At 62.9% G+C, this 23772-nt stretch carries 31 protein-coding genes; 11 read left to right on the top strand and 20 right to left on the bottom strand.

Annotated features, from left to right (window positions below; translation table 11 throughout):
* Nucleotides 1-125 precede the first annotated feature (125 nt).
* Nucleotides 126-1028: an EamA family transporter RarD gene (gene rarD / locus K3146_RS01580; protein WP_221544456.1), complete on the top strand. Its 903-nt coding sequence runs from the start codon at nt 126-128 to the stop codon at nt 1026-1028.
* On the opposite strand, the gene pyrC is transcribed toward rarD, so the two are convergent.
* Complete coding sequence (pyrC, locus tag K3146_RS01575; protein ID WP_221544455.1) at nt 1006-2043, bottom strand: dihydroorotase; 1038 nt, start codon at nt 2041-2043, stop codon at nt 1006-1008. The two genes, rarD and pyrC, sit on opposite strands and share 23 nt — an antisense overlap.
* Nucleotides 2044-2053: 10 nt before the next feature.
* The gene (locus K3146_RS01570; protein ID WP_221544454.1) at nt 2054-2878 is read right to left on the bottom strand and encodes a patatin-like phospholipase family protein; all 825 of its coding nucleotides are present in this window, start codon (nt 2876-2878) and stop codon (nt 2054-2056) included.
* A gap of 38 nt (nt 2879-2916) precedes the next feature.
* Between K3146_RS01570 and ygfZ the strand changes: the two genes are divergently transcribed.
* On the top strand, nt 2917-3639 hold the full coding sequence (gene ygfZ / locus K3146_RS01565; protein WP_221544453.1) for a CAF17-like 4Fe-4S cluster assembly/insertion protein YgfZ: 723 nt from the start codon (nt 2917-2919) through the stop codon (nt 3637-3639).
* 79 nt (nt 3640-3718) lie between these two features.
* On the top strand, nt 3719-4798 hold the full coding sequence (locus tag K3146_RS01560) for a S41 family peptidase (RefSeq protein WP_221544452.1): 1080 nt from the start codon (nt 3719-3721) through the stop codon (nt 4796-4798).
* A 6-nt stretch (nt 4799-4804) separates the two neighbouring features.
* Here the strand turns inward: K3146_RS01560 and K3146_RS01555 are convergent, their stop codons facing one another.
* Nucleotides 4805-5404 (bottom strand): TetR/AcrR family transcriptional regulator, encoded by a 600-nt coding sequence (locus tag K3146_RS01555; RefSeq protein WP_221544451.1) that lies wholly within the window; start codon nt 5402-5404, stop codon nt 4805-4807.
* Between the two features lie 114 nt (nt 5405-5518).
* On the opposite strand from K3146_RS01555, the gene K3146_RS01550 reads away from it, so the two are divergent.
* Complete coding sequence (locus K3146_RS01550) at nt 5519-6397, top strand: metal-dependent hydrolase (RefSeq protein ID WP_221544450.1); 879 nt, start codon at nt 5519-5521, stop codon at nt 6395-6397.
* 58 nt (nt 6398-6455) lie between these two features.
* Here K3146_RS01550 and K3146_RS01545 read toward each other — a convergent pair whose 3' ends face one another.
* From K3146_RS01545 to rplU, 3 genes are all read right to left on the bottom strand, one after another.
* Nucleotides 6456-6995, bottom strand: coding sequence for a GNAT family N-acetyltransferase (locus K3146_RS01545; protein ID WP_221544449.1), 540 nt, complete (start codon nt 6993-6995; stop codon nt 6456-6458).
* A 209-nt stretch (nt 6996-7204) separates the two neighbouring features.
* Nucleotides 7205-7474, bottom strand: coding sequence for a 50S ribosomal protein L27 (rpmA, locus tag K3146_RS01540; RefSeq protein ID WP_221428915.1), 270 nt, complete (start codon nt 7472-7474; stop codon nt 7205-7207).
* 11 nt (nt 7475-7485) lie between these two features.
* On the bottom strand, nt 7486-7992 hold the full coding sequence (rplU, locus tag K3146_RS01535) for a 50S ribosomal protein L21 (RefSeq protein WP_221544448.1): 507 nt from the start codon (nt 7990-7992) through the stop codon (nt 7486-7488).
* 191 nt (nt 7993-8183) lie between these two features.
* Between rplU and K3146_RS01530 the strand changes: the two genes are divergently transcribed.
* Together K3146_RS01530 and K3146_RS01525 are read left to right on the top strand one after the other, a co-directional pair.
* Nucleotides 8184-8702, top strand: a complete 519-nt coding sequence (locus tag K3146_RS01530) for a hypothetical protein (RefSeq protein ID WP_221544447.1) — start codon at nt 8184-8186, stop codon at nt 8700-8702.
* Nucleotides 8699-9379 (top strand): Crp/Fnr family transcriptional regulator, encoded by a 681-nt coding sequence (locus tag K3146_RS01525; protein ID WP_221544446.1) that lies wholly within the window; start codon nt 8699-8701, stop codon nt 9377-9379. Before K3146_RS01530 ends, K3146_RS01525 begins: the two co-directional genes overlap by 4 nt.
* A gap of 18 nt (nt 9380-9397) precedes the next feature.
* Here the strand turns inward: K3146_RS01525 and K3146_RS01520 are convergent, their stop codons facing one another.
* From K3146_RS01520 to coxB, 14 genes are all read right to left on the bottom strand, one after another.
* Nucleotides 9398-9823 carry a hypothetical protein gene (locus tag K3146_RS01520; protein WP_221544445.1) on the bottom strand — a complete coding sequence of 142 codons (426 nt, stop codon included), beginning with the start codon at nt 9821-9823 and terminating at the stop codon, nt 9398-9400.
* A gap of 75 nt (nt 9824-9898) precedes the next feature.
* Nucleotides 9899-10312 carry a molybdenum cofactor biosynthesis protein MoaE gene (locus K3146_RS01515; protein WP_221545187.1) on the bottom strand — a complete coding sequence of 138 codons (414 nt, stop codon included), beginning with the start codon at nt 10310-10312 and terminating at the stop codon, nt 9899-9901.
* 46 nt (nt 10313-10358) lie between these two features.
* The gene (locus tag K3146_RS01510; RefSeq protein WP_221544444.1) at nt 10359-10601 is read right to left on the bottom strand and encodes a MoaD/ThiS family protein; all 243 of its coding nucleotides are present in this window, start codon (nt 10599-10601) and stop codon (nt 10359-10361) included.
* Entirely contained in the window at nt 10598-10903 is a 306-nt protein-coding gene (locus K3146_RS01505) for a Rossmann fold domain-containing protein (RefSeq protein WP_221544443.1), read from the bottom strand. The genes K3146_RS01510 and K3146_RS01505 overlap by 4 nt, the downstream gene beginning before the upstream one ends.
* On the bottom strand, nt 10900-11274 hold the full coding sequence (locus K3146_RS01500) for a dihydroneopterin aldolase (protein ID WP_221544442.1): 375 nt from the start codon (nt 11272-11274) through the stop codon (nt 10900-10902). Before K3146_RS01500 ends, K3146_RS01505 begins: the two co-directional genes overlap by 4 nt.
* A gap of 9 nt (nt 11275-11283) precedes the next feature.
* Nucleotides 11284-12171: a class I SAM-dependent methyltransferase gene (locus K3146_RS01495; protein WP_221544441.1), complete on the bottom strand. Its 888-nt coding sequence runs from the start codon at nt 12169-12171 to the stop codon at nt 11284-11286.
* The gene (thrC, locus tag K3146_RS01490; protein ID WP_221544440.1) at nt 12171-13565 is read right to left on the bottom strand and encodes a threonine synthase; all 1395 of its coding nucleotides are present in this window, start codon (nt 13563-13565) and stop codon (nt 12171-12173) included. Before thrC ends, K3146_RS01495 begins: the two co-directional genes overlap by 1 nt.
* 51 nt (nt 13566-13616) lie before the next feature.
* Entirely contained in the window at nt 13617-14204 is a 588-nt protein-coding gene (locus K3146_RS01485; protein ID WP_247710979.1) for an SURF1 family cytochrome oxidase biogenesis protein, read from the bottom strand.
* A 79-nt stretch (nt 14205-14283) separates the two neighbouring features.
* Nucleotides 14284-15147 carry a cytochrome c oxidase subunit 3 gene (locus K3146_RS01480; RefSeq protein ID WP_221544438.1) on the bottom strand — a complete coding sequence of 288 codons (864 nt, stop codon included), beginning with the start codon at nt 15145-15147 and terminating at the stop codon, nt 14284-14286.
* A gap of 76 nt (nt 15148-15223) precedes the next feature.
* Nucleotides 15224-15796 (bottom strand): cytochrome c oxidase assembly protein, encoded by a 573-nt coding sequence (locus tag K3146_RS01475; RefSeq protein ID WP_221544437.1) that lies wholly within the window; start codon nt 15794-15796, stop codon nt 15224-15226.
* A 115-nt stretch (nt 15797-15911) separates the two neighbouring features.
* Nucleotides 15912-16835 (bottom strand): heme o synthase, encoded by a 924-nt coding sequence (locus K3146_RS01470; RefSeq protein ID WP_221544436.1) that lies wholly within the window; start codon nt 16833-16835, stop codon nt 15912-15914.
* Between the two features lie 30 nt (nt 16836-16865).
* Complete coding sequence (locus tag K3146_RS01465; RefSeq protein WP_247710978.1) at nt 16866-17825, bottom strand: alpha/beta fold hydrolase; 960 nt, start codon at nt 17823-17825, stop codon at nt 16866-16868.
* Nucleotides 17826-17904: 79 nt separating this feature from the next.
* Entirely contained in the window at nt 17905-19620 is a 1716-nt protein-coding gene (ctaD, locus tag K3146_RS01460) for a cytochrome c oxidase subunit I (protein ID WP_221544435.1), read from the bottom strand.
* A gap of 30 nt (nt 19621-19650) precedes the next feature.
* A complete protein-coding gene (gene coxB / locus K3146_RS01455) occupies nt 19651-20691 on the bottom strand; it encodes a cytochrome c oxidase subunit II (protein ID WP_221544434.1) in 1041 nt (346 codons plus the stop codon).
* Between the two features lie 214 nt (nt 20692-20905).
* Here coxB and pyrE point away from each other — a divergent pair, with 214 nt between their 5' ends.
* From pyrE to lepB, 5 genes are read left to right on the top strand one after another with little or no spacing between them, the layout of a single operon-like run.
* Nucleotides 20906-21487: an orotate phosphoribosyltransferase gene (gene pyrE / locus K3146_RS01450; protein WP_221544433.1), complete on the top strand. Its 582-nt coding sequence runs from the start codon at nt 20906-20908 to the stop codon at nt 21485-21487.
* Nucleotides 21484-22224 carry a pyridoxine 5'-phosphate synthase gene (locus K3146_RS01445; protein WP_221544432.1) on the top strand — a complete coding sequence of 247 codons (741 nt, stop codon included), beginning with the start codon at nt 21484-21486 and terminating at the stop codon, nt 22222-22224. The genes pyrE and K3146_RS01445 overlap by 4 nt, the downstream gene beginning before the upstream one ends.
* Nucleotides 22221-22493 carry a pyridoxal phosphate biosynthetic protein gene (locus K3146_RS01440; RefSeq protein WP_221544431.1) on the top strand — a complete coding sequence of 91 codons (273 nt, stop codon included), beginning with the start codon at nt 22221-22223 and terminating at the stop codon, nt 22491-22493. The genes K3146_RS01445 and K3146_RS01440 overlap by 4 nt, the downstream gene beginning before the upstream one ends.
* A complete protein-coding gene (acpS, locus tag K3146_RS01435; RefSeq protein ID WP_221544430.1) occupies nt 22490-22891 on the top strand; it encodes a holo-ACP synthase in 402 nt (133 codons plus the stop codon). The genes K3146_RS01440 and acpS overlap by 4 nt, the downstream gene beginning before the upstream one ends.
* Complete coding sequence (gene lepB / locus K3146_RS01430; RefSeq protein WP_221544429.1) at nt 22888-23760, top strand: signal peptidase I; 873 nt, start codon at nt 22888-22890, stop codon at nt 23758-23760. Before acpS ends, lepB begins: the two co-directional genes overlap by 4 nt.
* Nucleotides 23761-23772 lie beyond the last annotated feature (12 nt).

Below are 23772 nucleotides of genomic sequence, written 5' to 3'. Positions count from 1 at the left end.
GCGATCGTTTCCTGAACGGATTGCAACCGCAGCGTCAGAATTGCGTTAATCGACGAACCGAATATGTGGCAGCGACGAGATGAGGCTTGCCGCGCGTTTTCGCTGCGCCTAGGCGGCAGGCATTCATGGACGCGACAGCAACCGAACACCCGAAAACGGGGCTCTGGGCAGCGTTTGCAGCCTATCTGATCTGGGGCTTCCTGCCGCTCTACCTGATTCTGGTGCGCGAGGTTCCAGCCTTCGAATTTGTCGGCTGGCGGATTATCTGGACGCTGCCGCTGTGCTTGCTGATCGTCGCATTGAGGAAGCAGATCCCCCAGCTTCGAGCTGTGCTCGCCAGCCGCAGGGCCATGGGCTGGCTGCTTCTTTCGGCAACGCTGATCGCGGTGAACTGGGTGGTCTACGTCTGGGCGATCCAGTCGGGATACGTCTACGCTGCCAGCCTCGGATATTACATCAATCCGCTGGTCAATGTCCTGCTGGGCACGCTCCTGCTCAAGGAACGCCTGTCTCGCGCGCAATGGAGTGCGGTTGCGCTTGCCGCCGTAGGTGTGTCGCTATTGCTCGGCGGTGCGCTGACGACCTTGTGGATCAGCCTGACGCTGGCGCTCAGCTTCGGAACGTACGGCCTGATCCGCAAGCAGGTTGATGTCGGCGCGCTCCCAGGCCTGACCATTGAGTCGATGTTGTTGCTTGTGCCCGCTGCGGGCGTGGCATGGTATTATGCCGGACTACCAACCGGCTCTTCCTTCACGCAATCGACCGATCTCAGCCTGGCGATCATGCTGGGCGGCGCACTGACCGCAATCCCGCTCCTGCTGTTCGCTATCGCGGCGCGGCGCCTTCCTTATTCGACGCTGGGGTTTATCCAGTTCCTCGCGCCGAGCATCGTCTTCGTGCTGGGGCTGACGGTTTTCGGCGAGGAACTGAAACCGGTCCAGGCCGCCTGCTTCGCCTGCATCTGGGCGGCAGCGGGTATTTTCGTCTGGGACCTGTGGTCGCGTTCTAGGAAACCAGCCGCCAGTTGAGCGTCTCGCCTGCATGGAAGGGGACGATCTGCGCCGCTCCCCCGTCCACTTCGGCCGGGACCTCCACCGGCGCCTTCTCCAGCGTAATCGTGTCCTCATTGACGGGTAGGCCATAGAAGGCCGGGCCATTGAGGCTGGCGAAGGCCTCGAAACGGTCCAGCGCCCCCTCTTCATCAAAGACGGTCACATAGCTTTCAAGCGCGAAGGGCGCGTTGAAAATACCCGCGCAGCCGCAGGCACTTTCCTTGTCGTGCCGGTGATGCGGGGCGCTGTCTGTGCCGAGGAAGTACTTGGTCGAGCCGCCGGTCGCCGCCTTGCGCAGGGCAATGCGATGCTCTTCGCGCTTCGCGACCGGCAGGCAAAACATGTGCGGGCGGATACCGCCGACGAGGATGGCATTGCGGTTGATATGGAGGTGCTGCGGGGTGATCGTTGCGCCGACCTGCGGGCCCGCGCTGTCGACGAATTTGACCGCCTGCTTCGTGGTGATGTGCTCGAAGATCACTTTCAGCTGCGGCAACCGTTCGACCAGCGGGGCGAGGATGCGGTCGATGAAGACAGCCTCGCGGTCGAAGATATCGATGTCGGCATGCGTCACCTCTCCGTGGACGCATAGCGGCATGCCGATCTCTGCCATTCGCTCTAGTACGCGCTCGATATTGGCGATATCGGTCACGCCATGCGCTGAATTTGTCGTCGCGCCGGCCGGATAGAGCTTGGCCGCGGTCAGCACGCCGTCGGCAAAGCCCGCAGCGAGATCGTCCGGATCGGTCTGGTCGGTGAGGTAGGCGGTCATGAGCGGCGTGAACTCGACGCCATCGGGAACCGCATCCACTATCCGCTCGCGATAGGCTGCGGCAAGCGCGCCGGTAGTTACTGGCGGCGAGAGATTGGGCATCACGATCGCCCGCGCAAACTGACGCGCCGTATGCGGGACGACCGCGCGCATGGTTTCGCCATCGCGGAAGTGGAGATGCCAGTCGTCGGGGCGGCGGATCGTCAGCGTGGTGGTCATAAGGCGCGCTCTAGCCTTCGAATCCTTGATCCGCCAGCCAGCTTCTGCCGTCCTCTTCGCCCTGTTCCCACGTCCGGCGGACCTTGTCTGCATCGGAGAAGTCGATCTTGTCGGCGGCAACCTCGCGGCTTGGCTGCACATAGAGATGCCGCTCGTCCTGCGGCAGCCGTGCATAGCGGCTGCTCAGGAGGATCAGCGTGCGGCCCTCATCGGGTCGCGGCAGCGGTGCCTTGTCGAGCATGCCGCCATCGAGAACGCGTTTCCCGTTCCAGTGCGGCACTTCGAAAACCGGCGGGATAGTCGCTGCTGCACAGATCAAGTCCACCAGCCTCCCCTCACGCGCGGCATGGCGAGCGTCCACGCAGATGGTGCGCAGTCCGGCTCGCTTCGGGAGGACGAGATGCGGTGTCTGACGAACCGTCTGGTCGAACTTGTACAGGACCCCGTAAATGACCGCCGCCAGACCTGCCGGCAAGTGACGCGGCGGGGAGGAAAGATGCACCTGGTACTCCGGCCCGTCGCAAATCCTCGCGATCGCCTCGCTGTCGAGCGTGGTTTCCACAACGGCTCGGTAGATCTCCTGGTGCGGCGTGTAGCGCGGATAGCTGCGGTCGTAGTTGGCATCGTTGATCCGGAATGCCTCGGCCATCAGCATGCGCAGGTCCTGCTCGCGTCCTCCGATCCATGCCGCCGCACTCAGTGCCCCGCCCGAAACGCCGCTGACCCGCTTGATGTCCAGCCCCAGCTTGCTGCCGGCAACGGCGAGAAAGCCGCCATGCCAGAAGCAGCGAATACCGCCGCCCGAGAAGACAATCTGGTCGAATTGCGTGTCCACGCCGTTGCCTATGGCTACAGGCGGCCTATCTGTCACGCATGACAGCCACCCGCCTGACGAGCCGCGCCGTGATCCGCCTCTCTCCGCTGGAAGAGGGCGAAAGCGTCGCCGATTTCCTGCAAGGCCTGCTTACGAACGACGTGAAGGGCCAGTTGCCGGTTTATGCCGGGCTGCTGACACCGCAGGGCAAGGCACTGTTCGACATGATCGTCTGGCCGGCTGGTGATGGGGAGATGTTGCTCGACTGCGAAGCGGAATTCGCCGCAGATCTCGCGAAACGTCTCTCACTCTACCGCCTGCGCCGCAAGATCGCGATCGATGTCGACGACAGCGTAGCCGTGCATTGGGAGAAGCATCAAGGCGATGGCGGAGCATCCGATCCGCGGCTCGCCGCACTGGGCCAGCGCTGGCTTGCCCCTGCCCAGGACGGGGAGGAAGCTGCCGACGACGACTATCGCGCGTATCGCCTTTCGCTGGGCGTGCCCGAGGGACGGGCAGAACTGGGCGACATATTGTGGCTCGAGACCAATGCTGTCGAGCTCCACGGCGTGGCATTCGACAAGGGCTGCTATATCGGACAGGAAAATACCGCGCGGATGAACTGGCGCAGCAAGGTCAATCGCCGGCTGCTCGTTGTCCCGCTCGACCGGTCGAACGAGAAGCGGCGCAAGGTGGCCTATGAGGATCTCGGCCTTGCCGTCGATCATGTGCGCATCGGTGATCTGGACCCCGATTTGGCGCCCGACTGGCTGCAATTGTAGTTCGTCGATTGCTCTTTAACTACAGCTGTCATCGTCGATATTCCTCCGCTCGATTCTGTTTGAACCTCGGGAGGATGGGATGCTGAAGTTTCTTGGGCCAATAGCGCTCGGAGTATTCGCTGCGGTTGGTGCAGCGGGGCAGGAGAGGCCGGACGCGCCGATTTCGGACGCGGCCAAGATGGAAGTTGTCGAGACGCTCGGCGCCAAGATGCGCTCGAATTACGTTTTCCCCGATGTCGCCGAAGAAACGGCGCAGGAACTTGATCGCCGCGCCAAGGCGGGTGCCTATCGTGAACACGATAGCTCGCAGGCCTTTGCCGATGCGCTGCGCCTGGACCTGCGCGAAGCGGGCAACGACCGGCATTTGCAGGTGCGTTACAATCCGTCGTTCCGCGAGATGGAGAATGGGGACGGCACGCCTAGCGCCGAGGAAATCCAGCAGATGCGCAAGGACATGGCCGCCAATGGCTATGGCATCTACCGGACGGCCCAGCTGCCCGGCAACATCGGCTATCTCGACGTGCGCTTCTTCGGTCCGACCGAATTTGTGGGCCCGGCATTCGAATCGGCGATCCACTTGCTCGCGGGCAGCCGCGCGATCATCATCGACCTGCGCTCGAACGGCGGCGGCGATCCATCGAGCGTGGCCCAGCTTGCCAGCCATTTCTTTGCCGTAGGCGACGAACGCCATCTCAACAGTCTCTACTTCCGCCCCGAGGATGAAACGCGGGACTTCTGGACGGTTCGCTCGGTGAATACCCGCTTCACCGGCCCGGTCTACGTCCTGACCTCGGACTACACATTCTCGGGCGGCGAGGAATTCGCCTACGATCTGCAGACGCAGGAGCGTGCGGTGCTCATCGGCGAAACCACCGGTGGCGGTGCCAATCCGGGCGGGCCGGTTTCACTGGGTCACGGCTTCGTGGCCTTCATTCCCACGGGGCGTGCGATCAACCCGATCACCGGCACCAATTGGGAACATGTCGGTGTCGTGCCCGAACATGCGGTTGCGGCCGAAGAAGCGCTCCACGTGGCTTACAACATGGCCCTGGCCAAGGCGGCGGAAGACGAAGAAGACGCCGGGGTGAGAAGCGAACTCGAAAGACTGGCGACAGAGACCCCGGCCGAAATGCCGACCTGGAAACATCCGCGCGAATAGCGGGGATCAGCCCTGTCCGCCGGTAGCCTCGAGCGAGCGCACGAGCATTCGTTCGGCGCGGTCGCGGGCAGCCGTCTCAGGCAGGCCGAGCGAGCGGGAAAGGGCACCACCGATAAGCGCGTCGCCCATAGCCATGAGGACCAGCGCGAGCGTTTCCTCATGAACATGGCTGGCGTCGCCCGAATGGCCCGCCTCTTCGGGGGCGATCTCGTCGACCAGCTCGTGGATGGTTTCCACGATCGGCGTGAGCGCATCTTCGTTGCCAGTCAGGATCATCCAGCTAGCGAGCGCGCCTGCCCCCTCCTTGTCGAAGGCGTCGAAGGCGAGATCCACGACCTCTCGCGGACTTCCCAACCCGGCCCGGCTGGCACGCACGGCATCGGCAATTGTGGCACAAACCGTTTCGGCAAGATGGCCCGCAAGCGCCTTCTGCAGGCCCGCAGCAGACCCGAAATGGTGCAGCAAGTTGGCGTGCGTCCGGCCGATCCGGCCGGCGACCGCCTTCAGGGTTACCGATTGCGGCCCGGTCTCGATGAGAAGCGAACGCGCTGCCTCGAGGGCTGCGAGTCGCGATGCTTCGGGCGAAAGACGTTTGCGCGTTGCCATTGGGACAGGGCGGTAAAGCATTGCGGCGGCTAGGGGAAGCCGCGCGGCATCCTTATTGACATTTGTGTCAGTATCGCTTACTTACACTCTTGTAAGTTAACCTTGGAGCCGGACATGAACGCCCCCCTCCCCATCGATACTGCCACTGCCAAGACCGCCCCTACCCCGGGCGATCTCACCATCACCGTGCGTGACGAGCGTTTCAACCGCGGGACCACACCGCGTCGCTGGTGGGCCGGCGAACCCTTTGGCACGGCCTGGCACAATGCCCTTTCCGCCACTTTCCCGCGCGGCGAAGCTTTCTTCATCGAAGCCGTTAAGGCGCACCGTGAAGGTGCCGATCCCAAGCTGACCGCGGAAATCCGCGCTTTCGTGAAGCAGGAAATCAACCACACGCGCGAACACGTTGCCTTCAACCGTCTCGCCGAAGATGCTGGCTACGACATCAAGGCGATCGACCAGCGCGTTGCCGACATGCTTGCTATGTTCAAGGGCCGCCCGGAATATCTGAACCTCGCCTCGACCATGGCGCTGGAACACTACACCGCGATGATGGCCGCAGAGTTCCTCGGCAATCCCAACCACTTCAAGGATGCAGACCCCGAAGTCCGCGCCATGTGGGAATGGCATTCAATCGAGGAGATCGAACACAAGGGCGTGGCCTACGACACCTGGAACCACGCCACGCGCGATTGGACCAAGTGGCGTCGCTACAAGGTCCGCAGCCTCATGATGCTGATCGTCACCGCGCGCTTCTTCAAGCATCGCTGGGAAGATTCGCTCGAATTGCTCGCGCAGGACGGCATCACCGGCTGGAAGGCCAAGTGGGGCCTGTTCAAGTACCTTACCGTGAAGCCGGGTGTCGTGCGCCGCATCTTCCCGGCCTGGCTCGCTTACTTCAAGCCGGGCTTCCATCCGTGGGATCACGACGATCGCGCGCTGATCGGCAAATACGACGGCGAATTTGAAGCCGCGCTGATGCCGGCCGAATAGGACCCGATCTCCGGAAAACAAGAAAATGGCCCCGCGAGGATCTCGCGGGGCCTTTCGTTTATGCGGCCTGGAGCGTCGGCCCCGACTCGGCTTCGAGCTCGAGGCGATACATCACGCAGTCCGCCTTCTCGCCACGCCCGCAGCTGTGGCGCGGCGCGATCTTGCCTGTTGGCTTGAACCCGAGCTTTCGCAGCACCTTGCCCGAGGCGGGATTGTCCGCGAAGTGGCCGGCAGCCAGCCGGGTGTGCCCCAGCAGGCGCGCCACTTCGAGCACACCGCGGGCTGCTTCGGTCGCGATTCCCTGCCCCCAGAAGGGACGGGCGATCCAGTAACCGATCTCGGTTCCGTCCTCACCCGGGTCGATCCCGATACAACCAATGATCTGCGAACCCTGCGTGCCGGGCATGGTAATCAGGAAGACCGGATACATCGGGTCCTGCTCGCGCTTGACGAATTCGCGGGCGTGTTCGGGGAGATAGGGCCACGGCGCACGGGCAAGATTGCGGACGACACCCTGGTCGGCGATTCCGCCAAACAGTGCTTCTGCATCTTCGGGCCAGGCAGGCCGCAACAGCAGCCTCTTGGTGACATGGAACATCGGTATTCTCCCCGTAGGACCACGCTCCGGGCTCCTAGGCCGGACACGTGACAATTGCATGATGACGAAAGGAACTTTCGTCCAAGCGGTGTTGAAGAGGGAGAAACGACAAGAGGGAGACGGGTCGGCCCCATCTCCCTCTTCGTCTGCCGGTCGTTAACCCGGCTGGGACCGTTCCGTCTGGACGATCCCGTTATCGGAGCGTCCGATTATTCTGCGGCTTCCGCCATCGCATCGACCGAAACATACTTGCGGCCGAGCTTGCCCGAGTGGAATCGGACGACGCCGTCGGTAAGCGCGAACAACGTGTGGTCCTTGCCCATGCCGACATTGACGGCCGGGTAGAACTTCGTGCCGCGCTGGCGCACGATAATGTTGCCGGCGACGACGTTTTCGCTGCCGAACTTCTTCACACCAAGACGACGACCGGCTGAGTCGCGACCGTTACGCGATGAACCGCCTGCTTTTTTATGTGCCATGGTTCAGATCCTTACTTCTTGGATTCGGTCTTCTTGGCGGCGGCCTTCTTGGGCGCAGCCTTCTTGGCGGGTGCCTTCTTGGCAGGAGCCGCCTTGGTAGCTGCAGCCTTCTTCGGCGCAGCCTTCTTGGCCTTCGGCGCTGCCTTCTCTTCGGAAGTGTCCTTCTTGGGAGCGTCCTTCTTGGCTTCGGCCTTCTTCGGTGCAGCCTTCTCGGCACCGCCGGTGCCGACGTCGGTGATGCGCAGGAGCGTCATCATCTGACGGTGGCCGTTCTTGCGGCGATAGTTGTGACGACGACGCTTCTTGAAGACGACGACCTTTTCGCTCTTCGCCTGTGCGATGATTTCGGCCGAAACGGTCACCTTGCCGGCGTCTTCCAGCTTGTCGCCTTCACCGGCGAGCAGGACGTCGCCCAGCGTGATGGTGTCACCGGCTTCGCCAGCCAGCTTCTCAACCGCGATCTTGTCTCCGGCGGCAACCCGGTACTGCTTGCCGCCCGTGCGCACTACTGCGAACATGGTACGTATCTCTCGTTCAAATTGCTGTGCCGCATTCTTGCGAATCTACGGCGCACCCGTCGACCCGCCGATTGGCGGGCCCGGAAAGAAGCGTGCCGTTAGGCGAAAGGCGGGCCCAAGTCAACGCCGGATCGGGCGGTTTTTTACCTTTCGCGCTGGCACGCTGCGGAAGCCCTCGCTATGTGGCGGGCATGCTTGGAAATGCAAGGCCAGCTATCGTCCTTCCCCTCATCTTCCTGCTGGGTGCCTGTGCAGGACCGCGCGGGGAGTACCCCTCGCTCGCCATACGCGATGTCGAACGCGCCCAGGGGCAGTTCGAGACCGGTGAGCCGGCGCGCCTCGACGTGCCGCCGGTCGAGGTCGACCTGACGGGCGGGCTCGAGACGCGGCTCGCCAGCTTGGTCGCCGCCGCCCGCGAAGCGCATGCCGAATTTGTCGAAGTGACCCCGCGAGCCCAGGAACTGGTCGCCGCCGCATCGGGCAGCGAGGTCGGCAGCGATCGCTGGGCCGCCGCGCAGGTCGCCTTGGCGGAACTCGATTCGGCCCGGAGCCGCGCGGCTGTGCCGCTTGGCGACCTCGATGCGATCTATACCGCGAAAAGCGTAGCCGCGGAGGAGACCGCCGCCATCGATGCGGCCCGCAACGAGGTTGTCGCGCTGGTGAGCAGCGAAGACGCGATCCTCGCCGATTTGCGGGGACGGATCCAATGAGCCTGTCCTGTGCCACCTGCCCCGTGCGTGACCGCGCGGCCTGCGCCGTCCTCGACGAGGCAGAGCGCGATGAACTTGCGCGCGTCGGACGTACGCGCAAGCTCTCAAAGGGCGAGACGCTGTTCGCGGCGGGCGAAAGCGGGGCAGCCTGCGCAACCCTCAAAAGCGGCGCGCTCAAGATCACCGCGACCGACATAGACGGGCGCGAGCGTATCCTTTCGCTGGTCCACCCATCCGGCTTCGTCGGCGAAATGTTTGCGCCCTACATGCGCCATGACGTGGTGGCGCTCGGCGAAAGCGAGCTCTGCGTATTCTCCGGCCCCGCCTTTGCCGACGCGATCGAGCGTTATCCGCGCCTCGCCCAGGCGCTGCTGCGGCGCACGCAGGAAGATCTCTTCGCCAGCCGCGAATTGCTAGCGTTGACCGGTAATTCATCTGCGGAGCAGCGCGTAGCCGGGGCCCTGCTCTCGATGGCTCGTGCGGCCAGCGATTCGCCCTGTCATCCGGCGACCCGGTTCGACCTGCCGCTCTCACGCGGGGAACTGGCGGACATGCTTGGGCTGACTATCGAGACCGTAAGCCGGATGCTGACCCGGTTCGAACGCGACGGCGCGATCCGGCGCGAAGGAAAGCGCGGGATCGAACTCATCGACCCCGCGCTCCTGCCCCTCTCCTGAGGCACCTGAGAATTAGGTTCAGCCCACCAGTGCTGCCACGGTCACCATGGCGACACCCCAGCAGAAGATCAGCGCGGGCAGGATGAGCATCTGGACGGACGCATCCACCGCACTGACGCGGCCGGTGTAGGTCGATACGCCTTCGCGCCGCAGCTTGGCGAAGCTCATCTGCTTCGACGGCGTTTCCGGCGACAGGCGGGTCCAGATCGCAGGGATGCCGAATCCGGCCACGATAAAGACCGTGAAGATCGCCATGGGAATGATGAGGCCGGGCGTTGCAAGGCCGGTGGCCATGACGGCGAGGAACCCGAGGTAGAGCGCTACAGTCGCCCCATAGAGCGCCTTCGGCAGTTCGAACGTGCGATCGGTCTCGTGGCGCTTTTTCGGCGCAGCGACGATGGCGGCCTGTTCGGCAACGAGTTCGCGGGTAAGGTGCTTCGACATGGACGATCTCCTTTGTTGGAGCCTTCCTGCCCTTCCGGCGCCGCCGCTACCTTGATCGAGATCAAACCGGTGCGATTATTTCCAGCGCTCGCGGTCTTCGTGATCTTCCGGTCGGGGTTCGATCCAGTGCCAGCCATCCGCCCGGCGCTCCCGCTTCCAGAACCACGCCGCCGACTTGAGGTGATCCATCAGGAAGTCGGCCGCTTCGAAGGCGCTGCGGCGATGGCGTGCGGCAGCGGCAATCAGAACGATCGCCTCGCCCGGCACCATGACCCCGACCCGGTGCCAGACCAGGACGCCGTCGAGATCGAATCGCTCCCTGGCATTCCCTGCAAGCTCTTCCATCCCGGCAAGAGTGAGCGGCTCGTAATGGCTGAGCTCCAGCGCGCGAACTTCGCCATCTGGCCTGACCTTGCCAAGGAAGGTGGCGATGCCCCCCGCTTCGGCATGAGTTGCGTTGAAGGCTGCCAGCGCCTCGCCCACCGACATCCCCTTGTCGAGCAGGCGGACATCGAGCGGCGTGGAGAGCGAGAGCCTAGCCACCGCTGACCGGCGGCAGCAATGCTACCTCATCGCCATCCTCTGCCAGCAAGGCGCGCTTGTCGGCCCGGACACGGCCCCTGCAGGCGACATTGACGCGTTTCTGTTCGAGCTGTTCTGCCACCTCCGGTCCGACCGCGGCGAGTAGACCCGCCCAGTCAAGCGGCGCATCGACTTCGATCTCCTGACGTCCGGCGAGATCGCGCAGCGGACCGAGGAAGAGGATGGTCACACTCATTCCGCCGCCTCGAAATACTGTCCGGTCACACCGGGCGCTTTGACAAGGTAGGCTTCAATCGCCGCGAGTTTCTCGCTCGTGCCAGCCACGAGATTGGCGCGCTGCGGGGCGTGCTTGCGGGCAAGCATGGCAGCGGCGGCCCTGCGCCATTCGCCATGCGTATGGTCAGCAGGATCGAGCGTCACCATGACATCGAGACCTGCCTCCAGCGCGCGTTCGATCGGATCGAGCCAGTTCTGGTGGAAGAGGCCCGCTGCCGCGAGCGGCTCCTCCGGAAGGCCCTCGACCTCGATCCGTTTCATTCGCGGCGCTCGCGATGGAGAGTGATGCCGATCTTCTCGCCCGCTTCGGCGATTGCCAGCTTGACGATCTTCACGGTCACAGCCTCGACGCGTTTGTCCTGCAGGAACAGCGTTTCGCAAACGTGATCGGCCACTGCCTCGATAAGCTTGAAATGGACGCCTTCGGGAAGCGCTTCCGACGCTGCGAACTTCAAGTCCATGTAGTTCTTCGAATGGTCGAGCGAGGTATCCGCATCGTAATGCGCAAGCGGCTTCATCCTCGCCTGGATGGTGAAGCGCAGCGGCTGCGGCTTGCCGGTCTCTTCCGAATAGATGCCGGTGAGGACGTCATGTTCGAAGTCGGCAACTTCGAGGATCAGCGAATCGGTCATTGGGTTTCCCTACCGCGGATTGGACCAGCGTGCGAAGATGGCGGTGGGCAGCATTCGACCGCCCTCTTCCTGCACCGCAAGATCGCCGTGTTCAATTTTGCCCGGCAAGTCGGCGAAGACCTCTTCTAGGAGGCCGCCAAGCGCGAGGCTGCTCATGCGGACGGCATAGACGGTGAGGAAGAGGAAACTGCTGTCCGCATCGAGCAGTTGCCGACAATCGGACACGAGGCCCGGAAGCCCCTCTTCCAGCCGCCAGACTTCGCCGTCGGGCCCGCGACCGAACTTAGGCGGATCGAGGATGATGCCATCGTAGCGTCGCCCCCGGCGCACTTCGCGGGCGGTGTATTTCATCGCGTCTTCGACAAGCCATCGGATCGGCCGGTCATCGAGCCCTGCCAGCGCCGCATTCTCGCGAGCCTGCGCAACCGACTTCTTGCTGGCGTCGACATGTGTGACCCGGCCGTATTTGCTCAGCGCCTGCGTGCCCACGCCGGTATAGCCGAACAGGTTCATCGTCTCGGCATCGCTTCGCCCGGCAAGCTGCTCGCCCATCCAGGTCCAGACAGGTGCCATGTCGGGGAAGAAGCCGAGATGGCGGAAGGGCGTGCATTGCGCGGTGAAGCGAACCTCGTCGCCCCAGCCAAGCTCCCACCCATCTTGCGGCACGTCTTTCGAGTACTGCCAGCGCCCGCCGCCATCCTCGTCGCTGCCGGGCACGAATTCACCATGCGCGTCCCAATGATCGAGCTTGGGCGACCACATGGCCTGCGGTTCCGGGCGAATGAAGCGATAGTCGCCATAGGCCTCGAACTTGCGGCCATGGCCGCTGTCGAGCAGGCGATAGCCTTCCCAGCCCTCGCCCACCATCAGCACGGGATCGCGGTGCAGGTCAGCCATCAGGCGGCGTTTTCGAGGATATGGTCGCGCACGGCCTCGTATGTGCCGGACAGCGAGACATAGCTTTCCTCGCGCGAGAAAAGGTCGCCGATGCGCGCGGGAAGCGCAGGGCGGCAGCCGGTCGCCTGCTCCACCGCATCACGGAACTTGCTGGGATGGGCGGTCGCCAGCGTCACGACCGGCACCGAGGGGTCGATCTCCGCCTGCAGGGCCGCATGGAGGCCGATGGCAGTGTGCGGATCGATGAGCTCGCCGCATTGCTCGTAGGCCCAGCGCAGCGCCTGTGCCGTGTCGTGTTCGTCCGCACGAGCACTCGTGAAGAGTGCGGCTGCGCCTTCGCGCTGCGCATTGGTCAGCTGCATCGCCTTGTTCGCGTCGAACCCGCGCATCTGCTCGGCCAGCGCAGCCCCATCGCGTCCGCCGACATCGAAGAGCAGGCGCTCGAAGTTCGAGCTGACCTGAATATCCATGCTTGGCGCGGCCGTGGGCGTGACCTTGCCGGCCGAATAGTCGCCCGCGGATAGCGCGCGGTGGAGGATGTCGTTGACGTTGGTCGCCACGATCAGCTGTTCGATGGGAAGCCCCATGCGCGCCGCCACATGGCCGGCGAAGACATCGCCGAAATTGCCGGTCGGCACGCTGAAGGCAAGCTTGCGATCCGGCCCGCCGAGTTGGAGGGAGGCGGCAAAATAATAGACGACCTGCGCCATCAGACGCGCCCAGTTGATCGAGTTCACCGCCCCGATCCGGTGTTTCGCGATTACGGTCTCGTCGGCGAAAATGCGCTTCACCATGGCCTGCGCATCGTCGAAGCTGGCATCCTCGACCGCAATATTATGGATGTTGGGAGCGCGCACCGTCGTCATCTGGCGGCGCTGGACATCACTTACCCGGCCCTTGGGATGGAGCATGAAGATTTCGACATTGTCGAGGCCTGCTACCGCATCGATCGCCGCGCTTCCGGTATCGCCGCTGGTCGCACCGACGATGGTCAGGTTCCCTCCCGACCGCGACAGGAACTCCTCGAACAGCAGGCCGAGCATCTGCAAGGCCACGTCCTTGAATGCGAGCGTGGGGCCGTGGAAAAGCTCGAGCACCCATTGCTGCTCGTTCAACTGGACGAGCGGAGTGACCGCCTTATGCGCAAAGCGCTCATAAGCCTTCTCCGTCAGTTCGCGCAGCCGATCGGGCGTGAGGCAATCACCGACAAAAGGCTGCATCACCCGCGCCGCCAGCTCGGGATAAGGCAGCCCGCGCATGGCCCGGATCTCCTCGGGCGAGAATTGCGGCCACTCTTGCGGCAGGTAGAGACCGCCATCGCTGGCGAGACCGGCGAGGGTCACTTCGGCAAAATCGAGGCTCGGGGCCTGTCCGCGGGTCGAGACGTATTTCATTGCGCCAAGGCGGTTAGCCGTGCCCGCGCGGTGGAGCAAGCAAGCCGGTGTTTATTCGTCCGTAGCCCGTGTGGCCCGTCGGCGCAGTGCGAGGATATAGATCACCAGCGCAGTCAGCGCGAAAAAGAACCACTGGCCTGCATAGGCGAGGTGATTGTTTGGTATGTTGCGCGGATCGGGCTTGGCGCTTCCTTGGAGACCTGGAGCGGGCTCATCGGCCACAACGCGTGCGCCATCCGGACCATCGGGTGCGATAGTACCAACAACTTGACTGAGTGCGTATGGAACAGCGGCCGGCTCTTTCGACCACCCGACGTTTACCGAAACAGTAATCCTATCGACGTCGGCCGTGCATTTCGCCCAATGCGCCCAACCGATTTCGCCTTCGGTATTTGCGCCCGCCCGCGGTTCGGTCATGCCGCTGCCTTGGCAGCCCAGCGTTGTGTGGCGAAAATAGAAGAGCGGTCGCTCAAGCGCCTTGCCCATGAGTGGAGCATCGTCCTTCATTTGCTCCGCCTGTGCATATCGGGCCAGCAACGCCTCCTTCTCGCCCATGCGCGACAGCTGCCAGAAACCCAACGCGACCATTACGGCAATCGCGCAAGCAACGATGATTGTCGGAATGATCGGAATACGCATGGTCATCACTCGGAATGCGAAAGGGGCAGCCGCGGCGAACCGGGCTGCCCCCTTGAATGATCCGGTAGGCTACGACCCATCAGTGGGTCGGAGCGCCCCAGCCGCCCCAGACATAGACGACGGCGAAGAGGAACAGCCACACCACGTCGACGAAGTGCCAGTACCATGCAGCCGCTTCGAAGCCGAAGTGCTGGCGCGGGGTGAAATGGCCGGCATAGGCGCGCACGAGGCAGACGATCAGGAAGATCGTGCCGATCAGCACGTGGAAGCCGTGGAAGCCGGTCGCCATGTAGAAGGCCGAGCTGTAGGTATTGCCACCGAAAGCGAACGGGGCAACGGCATATTCGTAGGCCTGGATGCAGGTGAAGATCGCGCCGAGAATGATGGTGAGCCACAGGCCCTTCTTCAGACCGTCACGATCGCCATGGATCAGCGAATGGTGTGCCCAGGTCACCGTGGTGCCCGAACACAGCAGGATCAGCGTGTTGAGGAGCGGCAGGCCGAAGGCACTGATGACCTCCATGCCCTCGGGAACTAGCGTCGCAGTAGCAGCGCTAGTCTGGCCGAAGAGCGAGAGCGTCGTTCCGTCTTCCGCATTGTATTGCAGCAGTTCGGGGAACAGCGCGAAGTCGAAGAAGCTCCAGAACCAGCCGACGAAGAACATGACTTCCGAGGCGATGAACAGGATCATGCCGTAGCGCATGTGCAGCTGGACGATGGGCGTGTGGTCGCCACGCTCGGCTTCCTTCACGATGTTCGAGAACCAGCTGAAGAAGGTGGCGATGAGGCCGGCGATACCGAGGCCGAGCACGAGGTGCGCGGACGGCATGTCGTGCATGTAGAGCACCATGCCGCTGGTGAAGGTCAGCGCCGCAATCGAGCCGATCAGCGGCCAGATATCGGGTTCGAGGATGTGATATTCGTGATTGACGTTGCCAGCCATTGTACCTGTGTCCTGGGTTACGCTTTGCGCTGTGCCCTTAATGCGCGATCCCGTGCGGGTCTAGGGGCGCGAGCGCTTATTTCTTCGCTTCGTGGAAAGTATAGGAGAGCGTGATCTGCTCCACGCCTTCCATGTTCGGATCGTCGAGCGCCTTGGGATCGACGAAATACAGCACCGGCATGCGCACCTGCTGGCCGGGTTGCAGCGTCTGTTCGGTGAAGCAGAAGCACTGGATCTTGTTGAAATAGATGCCAGCCTGTTCCGGCTCGACGTTGAAGGTCGCGGTCCCGGTTACCGGCCGGTCGGAGTTGTTCTTCGCGACATAGATCGCCATGTCGCGCTGGCCGATGGTGACCGTGTCGGTCACCTGTTCGGGCTTGAAGCTCCAGCCGAGGCCGGGCGCAGTCGTTGCGTCGAAGCGGATGGAAATCTGCTTGCCGCCTGCTGCAGCACCCATGCGCGCAGCCATTTCGGCCTCTGTCTCGGTGGCACGTTGCGTCGTGCCGCCGAACCCCGTCACCCGGCAGAACAGCTCGTAAAGCGGAACCGCGGCATAGCCGAGACCAAGCATCGCCAGCGCGCCCGCGAAGGCAATCAGCCCGGTCTTAAGGTTACGACTTTCCAGCGAAGCGGAAGCGGCTGCCGGCATTACATCCTCACAATGGTGATCGCATAGAACAGGAGGGCCAGGAACAGCAGCACACCGCCGACCACGAGGTTGCGGCTCTTCTGGCGGCGGCGGAATTCCTTCTCTTCTTCGGGCGTCATCCGAATACTCCGTATTGCGCAGCCACGCGGTCGATCACCAGCGCGGCGAACAGGGCGAACAGGTAGAAAACGCTGAAGGCGAACAGGCGTTTCTCAAGGGACATCTTGTCGTTCTCACCCGCGGTTCGAAATGCCACGGGAAGGCTCATGGCGAGGAAGATGAGCGAGAGCAGGATAGCAGTCACGCCGTAGAATGCGCCGGTCCCGCCGATGAACCACGGCGCGGCCGCAATCGGCACGAGCAGGATGCAGTAGGCAAGGATTTGGCGCCGGGTGGATCGTTCGCCTTTCACGACCGGCATCATGGGGATACCGACCTTCGCGTAATCGCTCTGCACGAACAGCGCCAGCGCCCAGAAATGCGGCGGGGTCCAGAAGAAGATAATCGCGAAAAGCAGCACCGGCATCAGCGTGACGTCGCCGGTCACCGCGATCCAGCCGATCATGGGCGGGAAGGCCCCTGCTCCGCCGCCGATGACGATATTCTGCGGCGTGCGCGGCTTGAGCCAGATGGTGTAGATCACCGCGTAATACACGATGCTGACCGCGAGGATTGCTGCCGCCAGCCAGTTCACGCCCAGCCCCATGATCACGACCGAGGCCGCCGAAATGAGAATCCCGAAATCGCGCGCGTCGATCCGCTGCATCCGGCCTGCTGGAAGCGGCCGCTTGGAGGTGCGCTTCATCCCCGCATCGATATCGGCTTCCCACCACTGGTTGAGCGCCGCCGCCCCGCCTGCGCCCAGCGCAATGCAGAGGATCGCGGTGAAGCCGATGATCGGGTGGATATGGCCGGGCGCTGCCAGCAGTCCGCAAAGCCCGGTGAAGATCACCAGGCTCATCACGCGCGGCTTGGTCAGCGCGAAAAAGTCGCGCCAGTCCGCGGGGAGCTGGGTGGATGGGGAAGCTGCCTGAGTCATGGGATTCGTTTCTGCGCGCCCTATAGGGGGTTAGAGCCGCTGAATCCAGTCAATCAGCAAGCGATTGACCTCCTCGGGCCGCTCCTGCTGCGTCCAGTGCCCGACGCCTTCAAGGATATGTCCTTCGACCTTGGGCGCGGTCATCTTCATCAGCATCACGGGATCGGTGATGGCGCCGAAAAGATAGGTTGCCGGATCGCGCGTGCCGCCGATGAACAGCGCAGGCTGCTCGATCCTCCGGCCCTGCCATTGCCGGAGCCATTCGAAGTCGTTTTCGTGGTTGCGATAGCGGTTGAGCGGTCCGCGAAATCCCGAAGCCTTGAACTCGCTTTCGTAGAAGTCGAGGTCCTCCTCCGTCAGCCAAGGCACGGGCTGAGGATCGGGCAAGCCCTCGAGGAAGGTCGCGCCATAGGGCTTCGACCAGTAATCGCCCGGCGGCACGTCGCCGCTGATCGAATACATCATCCGGGCAACCCAGTCGCGCGGGTCCTTCTCCGCCTCGGCCTCTGCAACGCCCGGCTCCTGGAAATACTCCTGGTAGAAGAACTTGCCCTGGCTGATGAAGTGTTCGTGGAAGACTTCGGTGAATGGTCGCTGCGGTACTCCGGCAAAGGGGACCGACAGCCCGGCAACGGCGCGGAAATGCTCAGGGTTCGTGAGTGCGGAATTCCACACGATCGGCGCACCCCAGTCGTGACCAATCAATATGGCAGGTTTGTCCGGCGAGAGCGCCTTGCGCAGGCCGACGAGGTCGCCGACGATATTCTCCATCGAATAGGCATCGACCGGATGCGGCTTGTCCGAACCGCCATAGCCGCGAACGTCGATGGCGCAGGCGGTGAACCCTGCCTCGGCCAGCGCCGCGATCTGGTGACGCCAGCTGTACCAGCTCTCCGGGAAACCGTGGACCATGATGGCGAGCGGGCCCTCACCCTCGATCGCGCATCTGAGGCTCAGCTCACCGACACCGACCATCCGCATCTCGGGCATCGCATTCCTCTCCGGCTAAAGAAAACGGCCGGTCCCTTGTGGAACCGGCCGCTTGTTTCTGTCCAGCGATTAGCGTGGCTCAAGCCGTTGCAGGCTTCGCATCGCCAATGTGGTCATGGTGGTCGTGGTGGTCTTCGATCACCGGCAGTTCGCTGAATTGGTGGAACGGCGGCGGGCTCGACAGGCTCCACTCGAGCGTGGTCGCACCTTCGCCCCAGTAGTTGTCTTCCGCCTTCTTGCCGGCGACGAAGGCGTAGATGATGTTCACGAAGAACAGGATCATCGAAAGCGCCATGATCGTGTAACCGAGCGAGCTGATCTCGTTCCAGTAGGCATAGGCATCGGCATAGTCGGGATAGCGACGCGGCATACCCTGCCAGCCGAGGAAGTGCTGCGGGAAGAAGATCACGTTCACGCCGATGAAGAAGCCCCAGAAGTGCAGGTGGCTCAGCAGTTCGGAGTGCATCCGGCCGCTCATCTTCGGGAACCAGTAGTAGAAGCCCGCGAACATCGAGAAGACGGCACCCATCGACAGCACGTAGTGGAAGTGAGCCACCACGAAGTAGGTGTCGTGTACCACGTCATCGACGCCGCCGTTGGCGAGATAGACGCCGGTCACACCACCGACAGTGAACAGGAAGATGAAGCCCAGCGCCCAGACCATGGGGCTCTTGAACTCGATCGAACCGCCCCACATCGTGGCGATCCAGCTGAAGATCTTCACGCCGGTCGGAACCGCGATGACCATGGTGGCCGCGGTGAAGTACATCTTCGTGTTCACGTCGAGGCCCACGGTATACATGTGGTGCGCCCACACGATGAAGCCGACGACGCCGATCGCGACCATGGCGTAGGCCATGCCGAGATAGCCGAAGACCGGCTTGCGGCTGAAGGTGGCAACGATCTGCGAGATCATGCCGAAGCCCGGCAGGATCATGATGTAGACTTCGGGGTGACCGAAGAACCAGAACAAGTGCTGGTACAGGATCGGGTCGCCGCCGCCTGCCGGGTCGAAGAAGGTCGTGCCGAAGTTACGGTCGGTAATCAGCATGGTGATCGCGGCTGCGAGGACCGGGAGGGCCAGCAGCAGCAGGAATGCGGTAACCAGCACCGACCACACGAACAGCGGCATCTTGTGCAGGGTCATGCCCGGCGCGCGCATGTTGAAGATAGTGGTGATGAAGTTGGTCGCACCGAGGATCGAACCCGCGCCCGCAAGGTGGAGCGAGAAGATCGCGAAGTCGACAGCCGGCCCGGTGGAGCCCGAAGTCGAAAGCGGTGCATAGACGGTCCAGCCAACGCCAGCGCCAAGACCCGTGCCGCCCGGTACGAAGAGCGAGAAGCACAGGCTGAGGAAGCCGGCAACGGTCAGCCAGAACGAGATGTTGTTCATGCGCGGGAACGCCATGTCGGGCGCGCCGATCATGAGCGGTACGAACCAGTTGCCGAAACCGCCGATCATCGCGGGCATGACCATGAAGAAGACCATGATCAGGCCGTGGGCGGTGATGAACACGTTCCACATGTGCAAGTTGGCATCGAAGCTGGCCTCGCCGCCGAAGAACTCGACCCACCAGCCGAGGTACTGGATGCCCGGCTCGGCAAGTTCGAAGCGCATCACGCCAGACATCGCGCCGCCGATGATCCCGGCGACGATCGCGAAGATCAGGTACAGCGTACCGATGTCCTTGTGGTTGGTGGACATGAACCAGCGCGCGAAGAAGCCGGGCTTGTGATCGGCATCGTGTGCGTGGTCGTCGGTATGAGCCTGGAAGCTGTCGGCAGTTGTAGCCATGATATCAGTCTCTCGCGTCTATCGTATCTGTTAGGCAGCCGGATTTTCGACCGGCGGTGCGCCTGCACCCGGGGCATCAGGGGCGGCGCTCTCGGGATCCTGCAGCGGCGGAAGCGAGGCTTCCACACCATCGCCTTCGGCAGCCTTCACTGTGCCGCCCTGGGCCAGGACCCATGCATTGTACTGGTCCATCGGCAGCGCTTCGACCGCGATCGGCATATAGCCGTGACGCGCGCCGCAAAGTTCCGAGCACTGGCCGTAATACACGCCCGGCTCGTCGACCTGGAAAATGCGTTCGTTGAGACGTCCCGGAACGGCGTCCATCTTGAACCAGAGGCTCGGCACTGCGAACGAGTGGATCACGTCGGCTGCAGTCACCTGGAGACGGATCGGAACACCTGCAGGCACGACCATGCGGTTGTCGACGGCCAGCTGGTGCGGCTCGCCGCGTGCATCAGCCTCTTCCTTCGACAGCATGTTGGAGACGATCTCGAAGTCGCCATTGTCGGGATAGGCATAGCCCCAGTACCACTGGTAACCGATCGCCTTGATGGTGATCGCATCCTTCGGCGGGGTCTCGTACTGCTTGGCGATCAGCGTGATCGAGGGGATCGCGATGACCAGCAGGATAAGCGCGGGAACGACCGTCCAGATCACCTCGATCAGCGTGTTGTGGCTGGTCTTGGAAGGCACGGGATTGGCCGAACGGCGGAAGCGGAAAACGGTGTAGAGCAGCAGTGCGAGCACGAAGAAGCTGATGATCGCCATGACCCAAATCAGGCCATAGTGCAGCGTATAGGCAGTATCACCGATCTCCGAAAACTGCGGCTGTACGTCCCAGCCACCGTCTACAGGCATGCCCTTGCCTTCGGTCGGCTTCATCGGCGTGTAGGCACCGCTACCTGCCGAAACGGCCTCCGGATCGGCGACATCGGCAGCTTCGGCCGGATCGATGGATTCGAGCTGTTCGGTTGCGGCGGTGTCCTGCGCCATGGCGGCAGGCGTGCCGATAACCAGCGAGAAGGCCAGCGCCAGGCTGGCTACGATCCGGTGAAATCCGAGAGTTTTCATTACGTTGGAACTCTTTCGTGTCGTGTCGTCTGTCGAACATTGCAGCTCTTCGCGAATCCCGCATCCGCGCGGAGGACGCACCTCGAGCGAGGTCCGATTGCGCTGCGCCCTATAGGCAGGCTTTCCGCTAGCCTCAAGCGTGTGTCCGATAAAAATGTGCAAGTGCCTTTGCCTCTTGCGCAAACGCGCGCGAGGCGCTTTGGACGCAGGCACGATGACCGAAGACGAAATCCTCTCCGAATTCCGCGCCAGCGAAGCCCTGCTCGAAGGCCATTTCCTGCTCTCGAGCGGCCGCCACAGCGGGCATTATCTCCAGTGCGCGCGCGTGCTGATGAACCCCGAACGCGCCGGACGGCTGGCCTTCGCCCTCGCCCAGAAGATCCCGCGCGATATCCGCAGCCAGGTCGACATCGTGGTCAGCCCTGCCATGGGCGGCATCATCATCGGTCAGGAAATGGGCCGCGCCTTGGGCAAGGACGCAATGTTTCTCGAACGGCCCGAGGGCGAGTTCCACCTGCGCCGCGGTTTCAGGATCGAACCGGGGGCGAAGGTCCTGATGGTGGAGGACGTGGTCACCACCGGGCTCTCCAGCCGCGAGGCTATCGCCGCGGTCGGATGCGAAGGCGGCGAGGTCATCGCCGAAGTGGCGCTGGTCGACCGCAGCAATGGCGAAGCGGACCTCGGCGTACCCTTCTTCCCGCTGATCGAGATCACATTCCCGACCTATGCCGACGAAGAAGTGCCGGATGAACTTGCCGCTATCGAGGTGACGAAGCCCGGGAGCCGGAAGGCTTGATCCGCCCGCTCCGCCTCGGCGTCAACATCGATCACGTTGCCACCATACGCAATGCGCGTGGCGGTGATCATCCCGACCCCGTTCGCGCCGCCGAGATCGTGGCCAGCGTCGGCGGTGACGGGATCACCGCTCACTTGCGCGAGGACCGCCGCCATATTCGCGATGCCGACTTGAGGCGCATCCAGGATGCGACCGACCTCCCGCTCAATCTCGAGATGGCGGCAACCGAGGAGATGCTGGAGATCGCCCTCAAGCACATGCCGCATGCTGCCTGCATCGTGCCGGAGAAGCGCGAGGAACGTACAACGGAGGGCGGGCTGGATGCGGCAGGGCAGCATAACACGCTCGCGCCGATCGTGTGGAAGCTGAAAGACAAGGGTATCCGCGTTTCGCTCTTCATCGAGGCGAACGAGCGTCAGCTCGATGCCGCACTCAAACTGGGCGTGCCCGTCGTCGAATTCCACACGGGCGAATACGCGCATGCGCACCTCGCCGGCGACAGCGAGAAGACTGCGCGCGAGCTGAAGCGCATCGCCGACATGTCCGCTCTCGCCGCCAAGAACGGCATCGAGCCGCATGCGGGCCACGGCCTGACCTATGAGAACGTCCAGCCGATCGCAGCCATCCCGCAGCTGGCCGAACTCAACATCGGCCATTACCTCGTCGGCGAGGCGGTATTCGTCGGCCTGGAGCACGCGGTGCGCCAGATGCGCGAGCTGATGGACGAAGCGCGGTGAGCGCCCAATCGCCAAGTCGCGCCGACACGCTGTGGGCCCTCGCCGCGGCGATCCCTTTTCTCTTAAGCATAGCCCTGCTCGCCTATGCCGTCGCGCAACAGGCCGCGCTCGCCTTTGCCATCGGCTGGCCGATCCTGCAGGTGATCGGCTATGCCGGGTCGCTCAAGCGGTCGGGCGGCACGGTCGATCATCCGCTGGTAAAGTCCCAGGTCTTCATTCACTGGATCATGCTGGTCATTCTAATTGTCATGATCGGGAGGACGGCATGATCATCGGCATGGGCAATGACCTTACCAATATGGACCGGATCGCGAATTCTCTCGAGCGATGGGGCGAGAAGTTCGAAATGCGGTGCTTTACCGAGATAGAGCGCGCCAAGGCGGCAAAGCGCCCCTTCACCCGCGTCGGCACATTCGCCAAGCGCTGGGCCGCCAAGGAGGCATATGCCAAGGCAATCGGCACGGGCTTTTCGCGCGGGGTGTTCCATAAGGACATCGGCGTCGTGAACGCGCGCTCGGGCGCGCCGACACTGCATCTCACCGGAGGCGCTGCACTAAGGCTTGCCGAAATGATGCCGCACGGCCATGAGGCGCGCATTCATCTCACCCTCACCGACGACCATCCATGGGCACAGGCATTCGTGATCATCGAGGCCTTCCCCGCATGAGTGCAGACATAGCCGCCGTGACAGATTCCAAGGACAAGAAGAAGAGCAAGGAAAAGGTCGACTGGATCGCCGAGATCCGCGGCCTGGCGCTCATGCTGCTGGCGGTTTTCGCCTTCCACAGCCTCATCGCCAAGCCGTTCTACATCCCTTCCGAAAGCATGCTCCCCAATATGCTGGTGGGAGACCGGCTGGTGGTCAGCAAATATCCCTATGGCTGGAACTGGTCTTCGGTCAGTTTCCACCTCGCCCCGCGCGGTGACTGGCGCATCGCGGGATCGACGCCTGAGTATGGCGATATCGTGATCCCCGTCCATCCGGAGCGCGACGAGGATTACATCAAGCGCGTCGTGGCTCTGCCGGGTGACCGGATCGCGGTGCGCGACGGCCTGATTGTCCTCAACGGCACGCCTGTGAAACAGGAAGTGGAGCCCGAACTCGACCTGCCGATCGATGCCAATTCGACCTGTCGCGGCTTTCGCGATGACAGCTTCATCGTGACCAACGACGAGGGCGAAACGGTTTGCCGCGTCCCGGTTTACCGCGAGACGATGCCCAATGGGGCGAATTACCTCGTGATCGACCACATGAACACTATGCTGGACGATTTCGCGGAGATCACCGTGCCCGAAGGCCACGTCTTCGTGATGGGCGACAATCGCGACCACTCTTCGGACAGCCGTGAACTCAACGACCCACGCGGCCTGCTGGGACCCGTACCGCTGGAAAATATCGGCGGGCGTGCAGAATTCATCACCTTCTCGCTCGACGGAACAACCACGCTCAATCCGGTTTCATGGTTTACGAGCCTTCGTGAAGGCCGCGCATGGACGACGCTCCGCCCCTCGGTTGCGGGCGAGCAGCAGGATTGACGAAAGGTTCGG

It is taken from the genome of Qipengyuania vesicularis, assembly GCF_019711415.1.
GTDB classification, from domain to species: domain Bacteria; phylum Pseudomonadota; class Alphaproteobacteria; order Sphingomonadales; family Sphingomonadaceae; genus Qipengyuania; species Qipengyuania vesicularis.
Note: the sequence above shows the minus strand (reverse complement) of the source record. Positions and strands in the feature narration are given on the sequence as shown.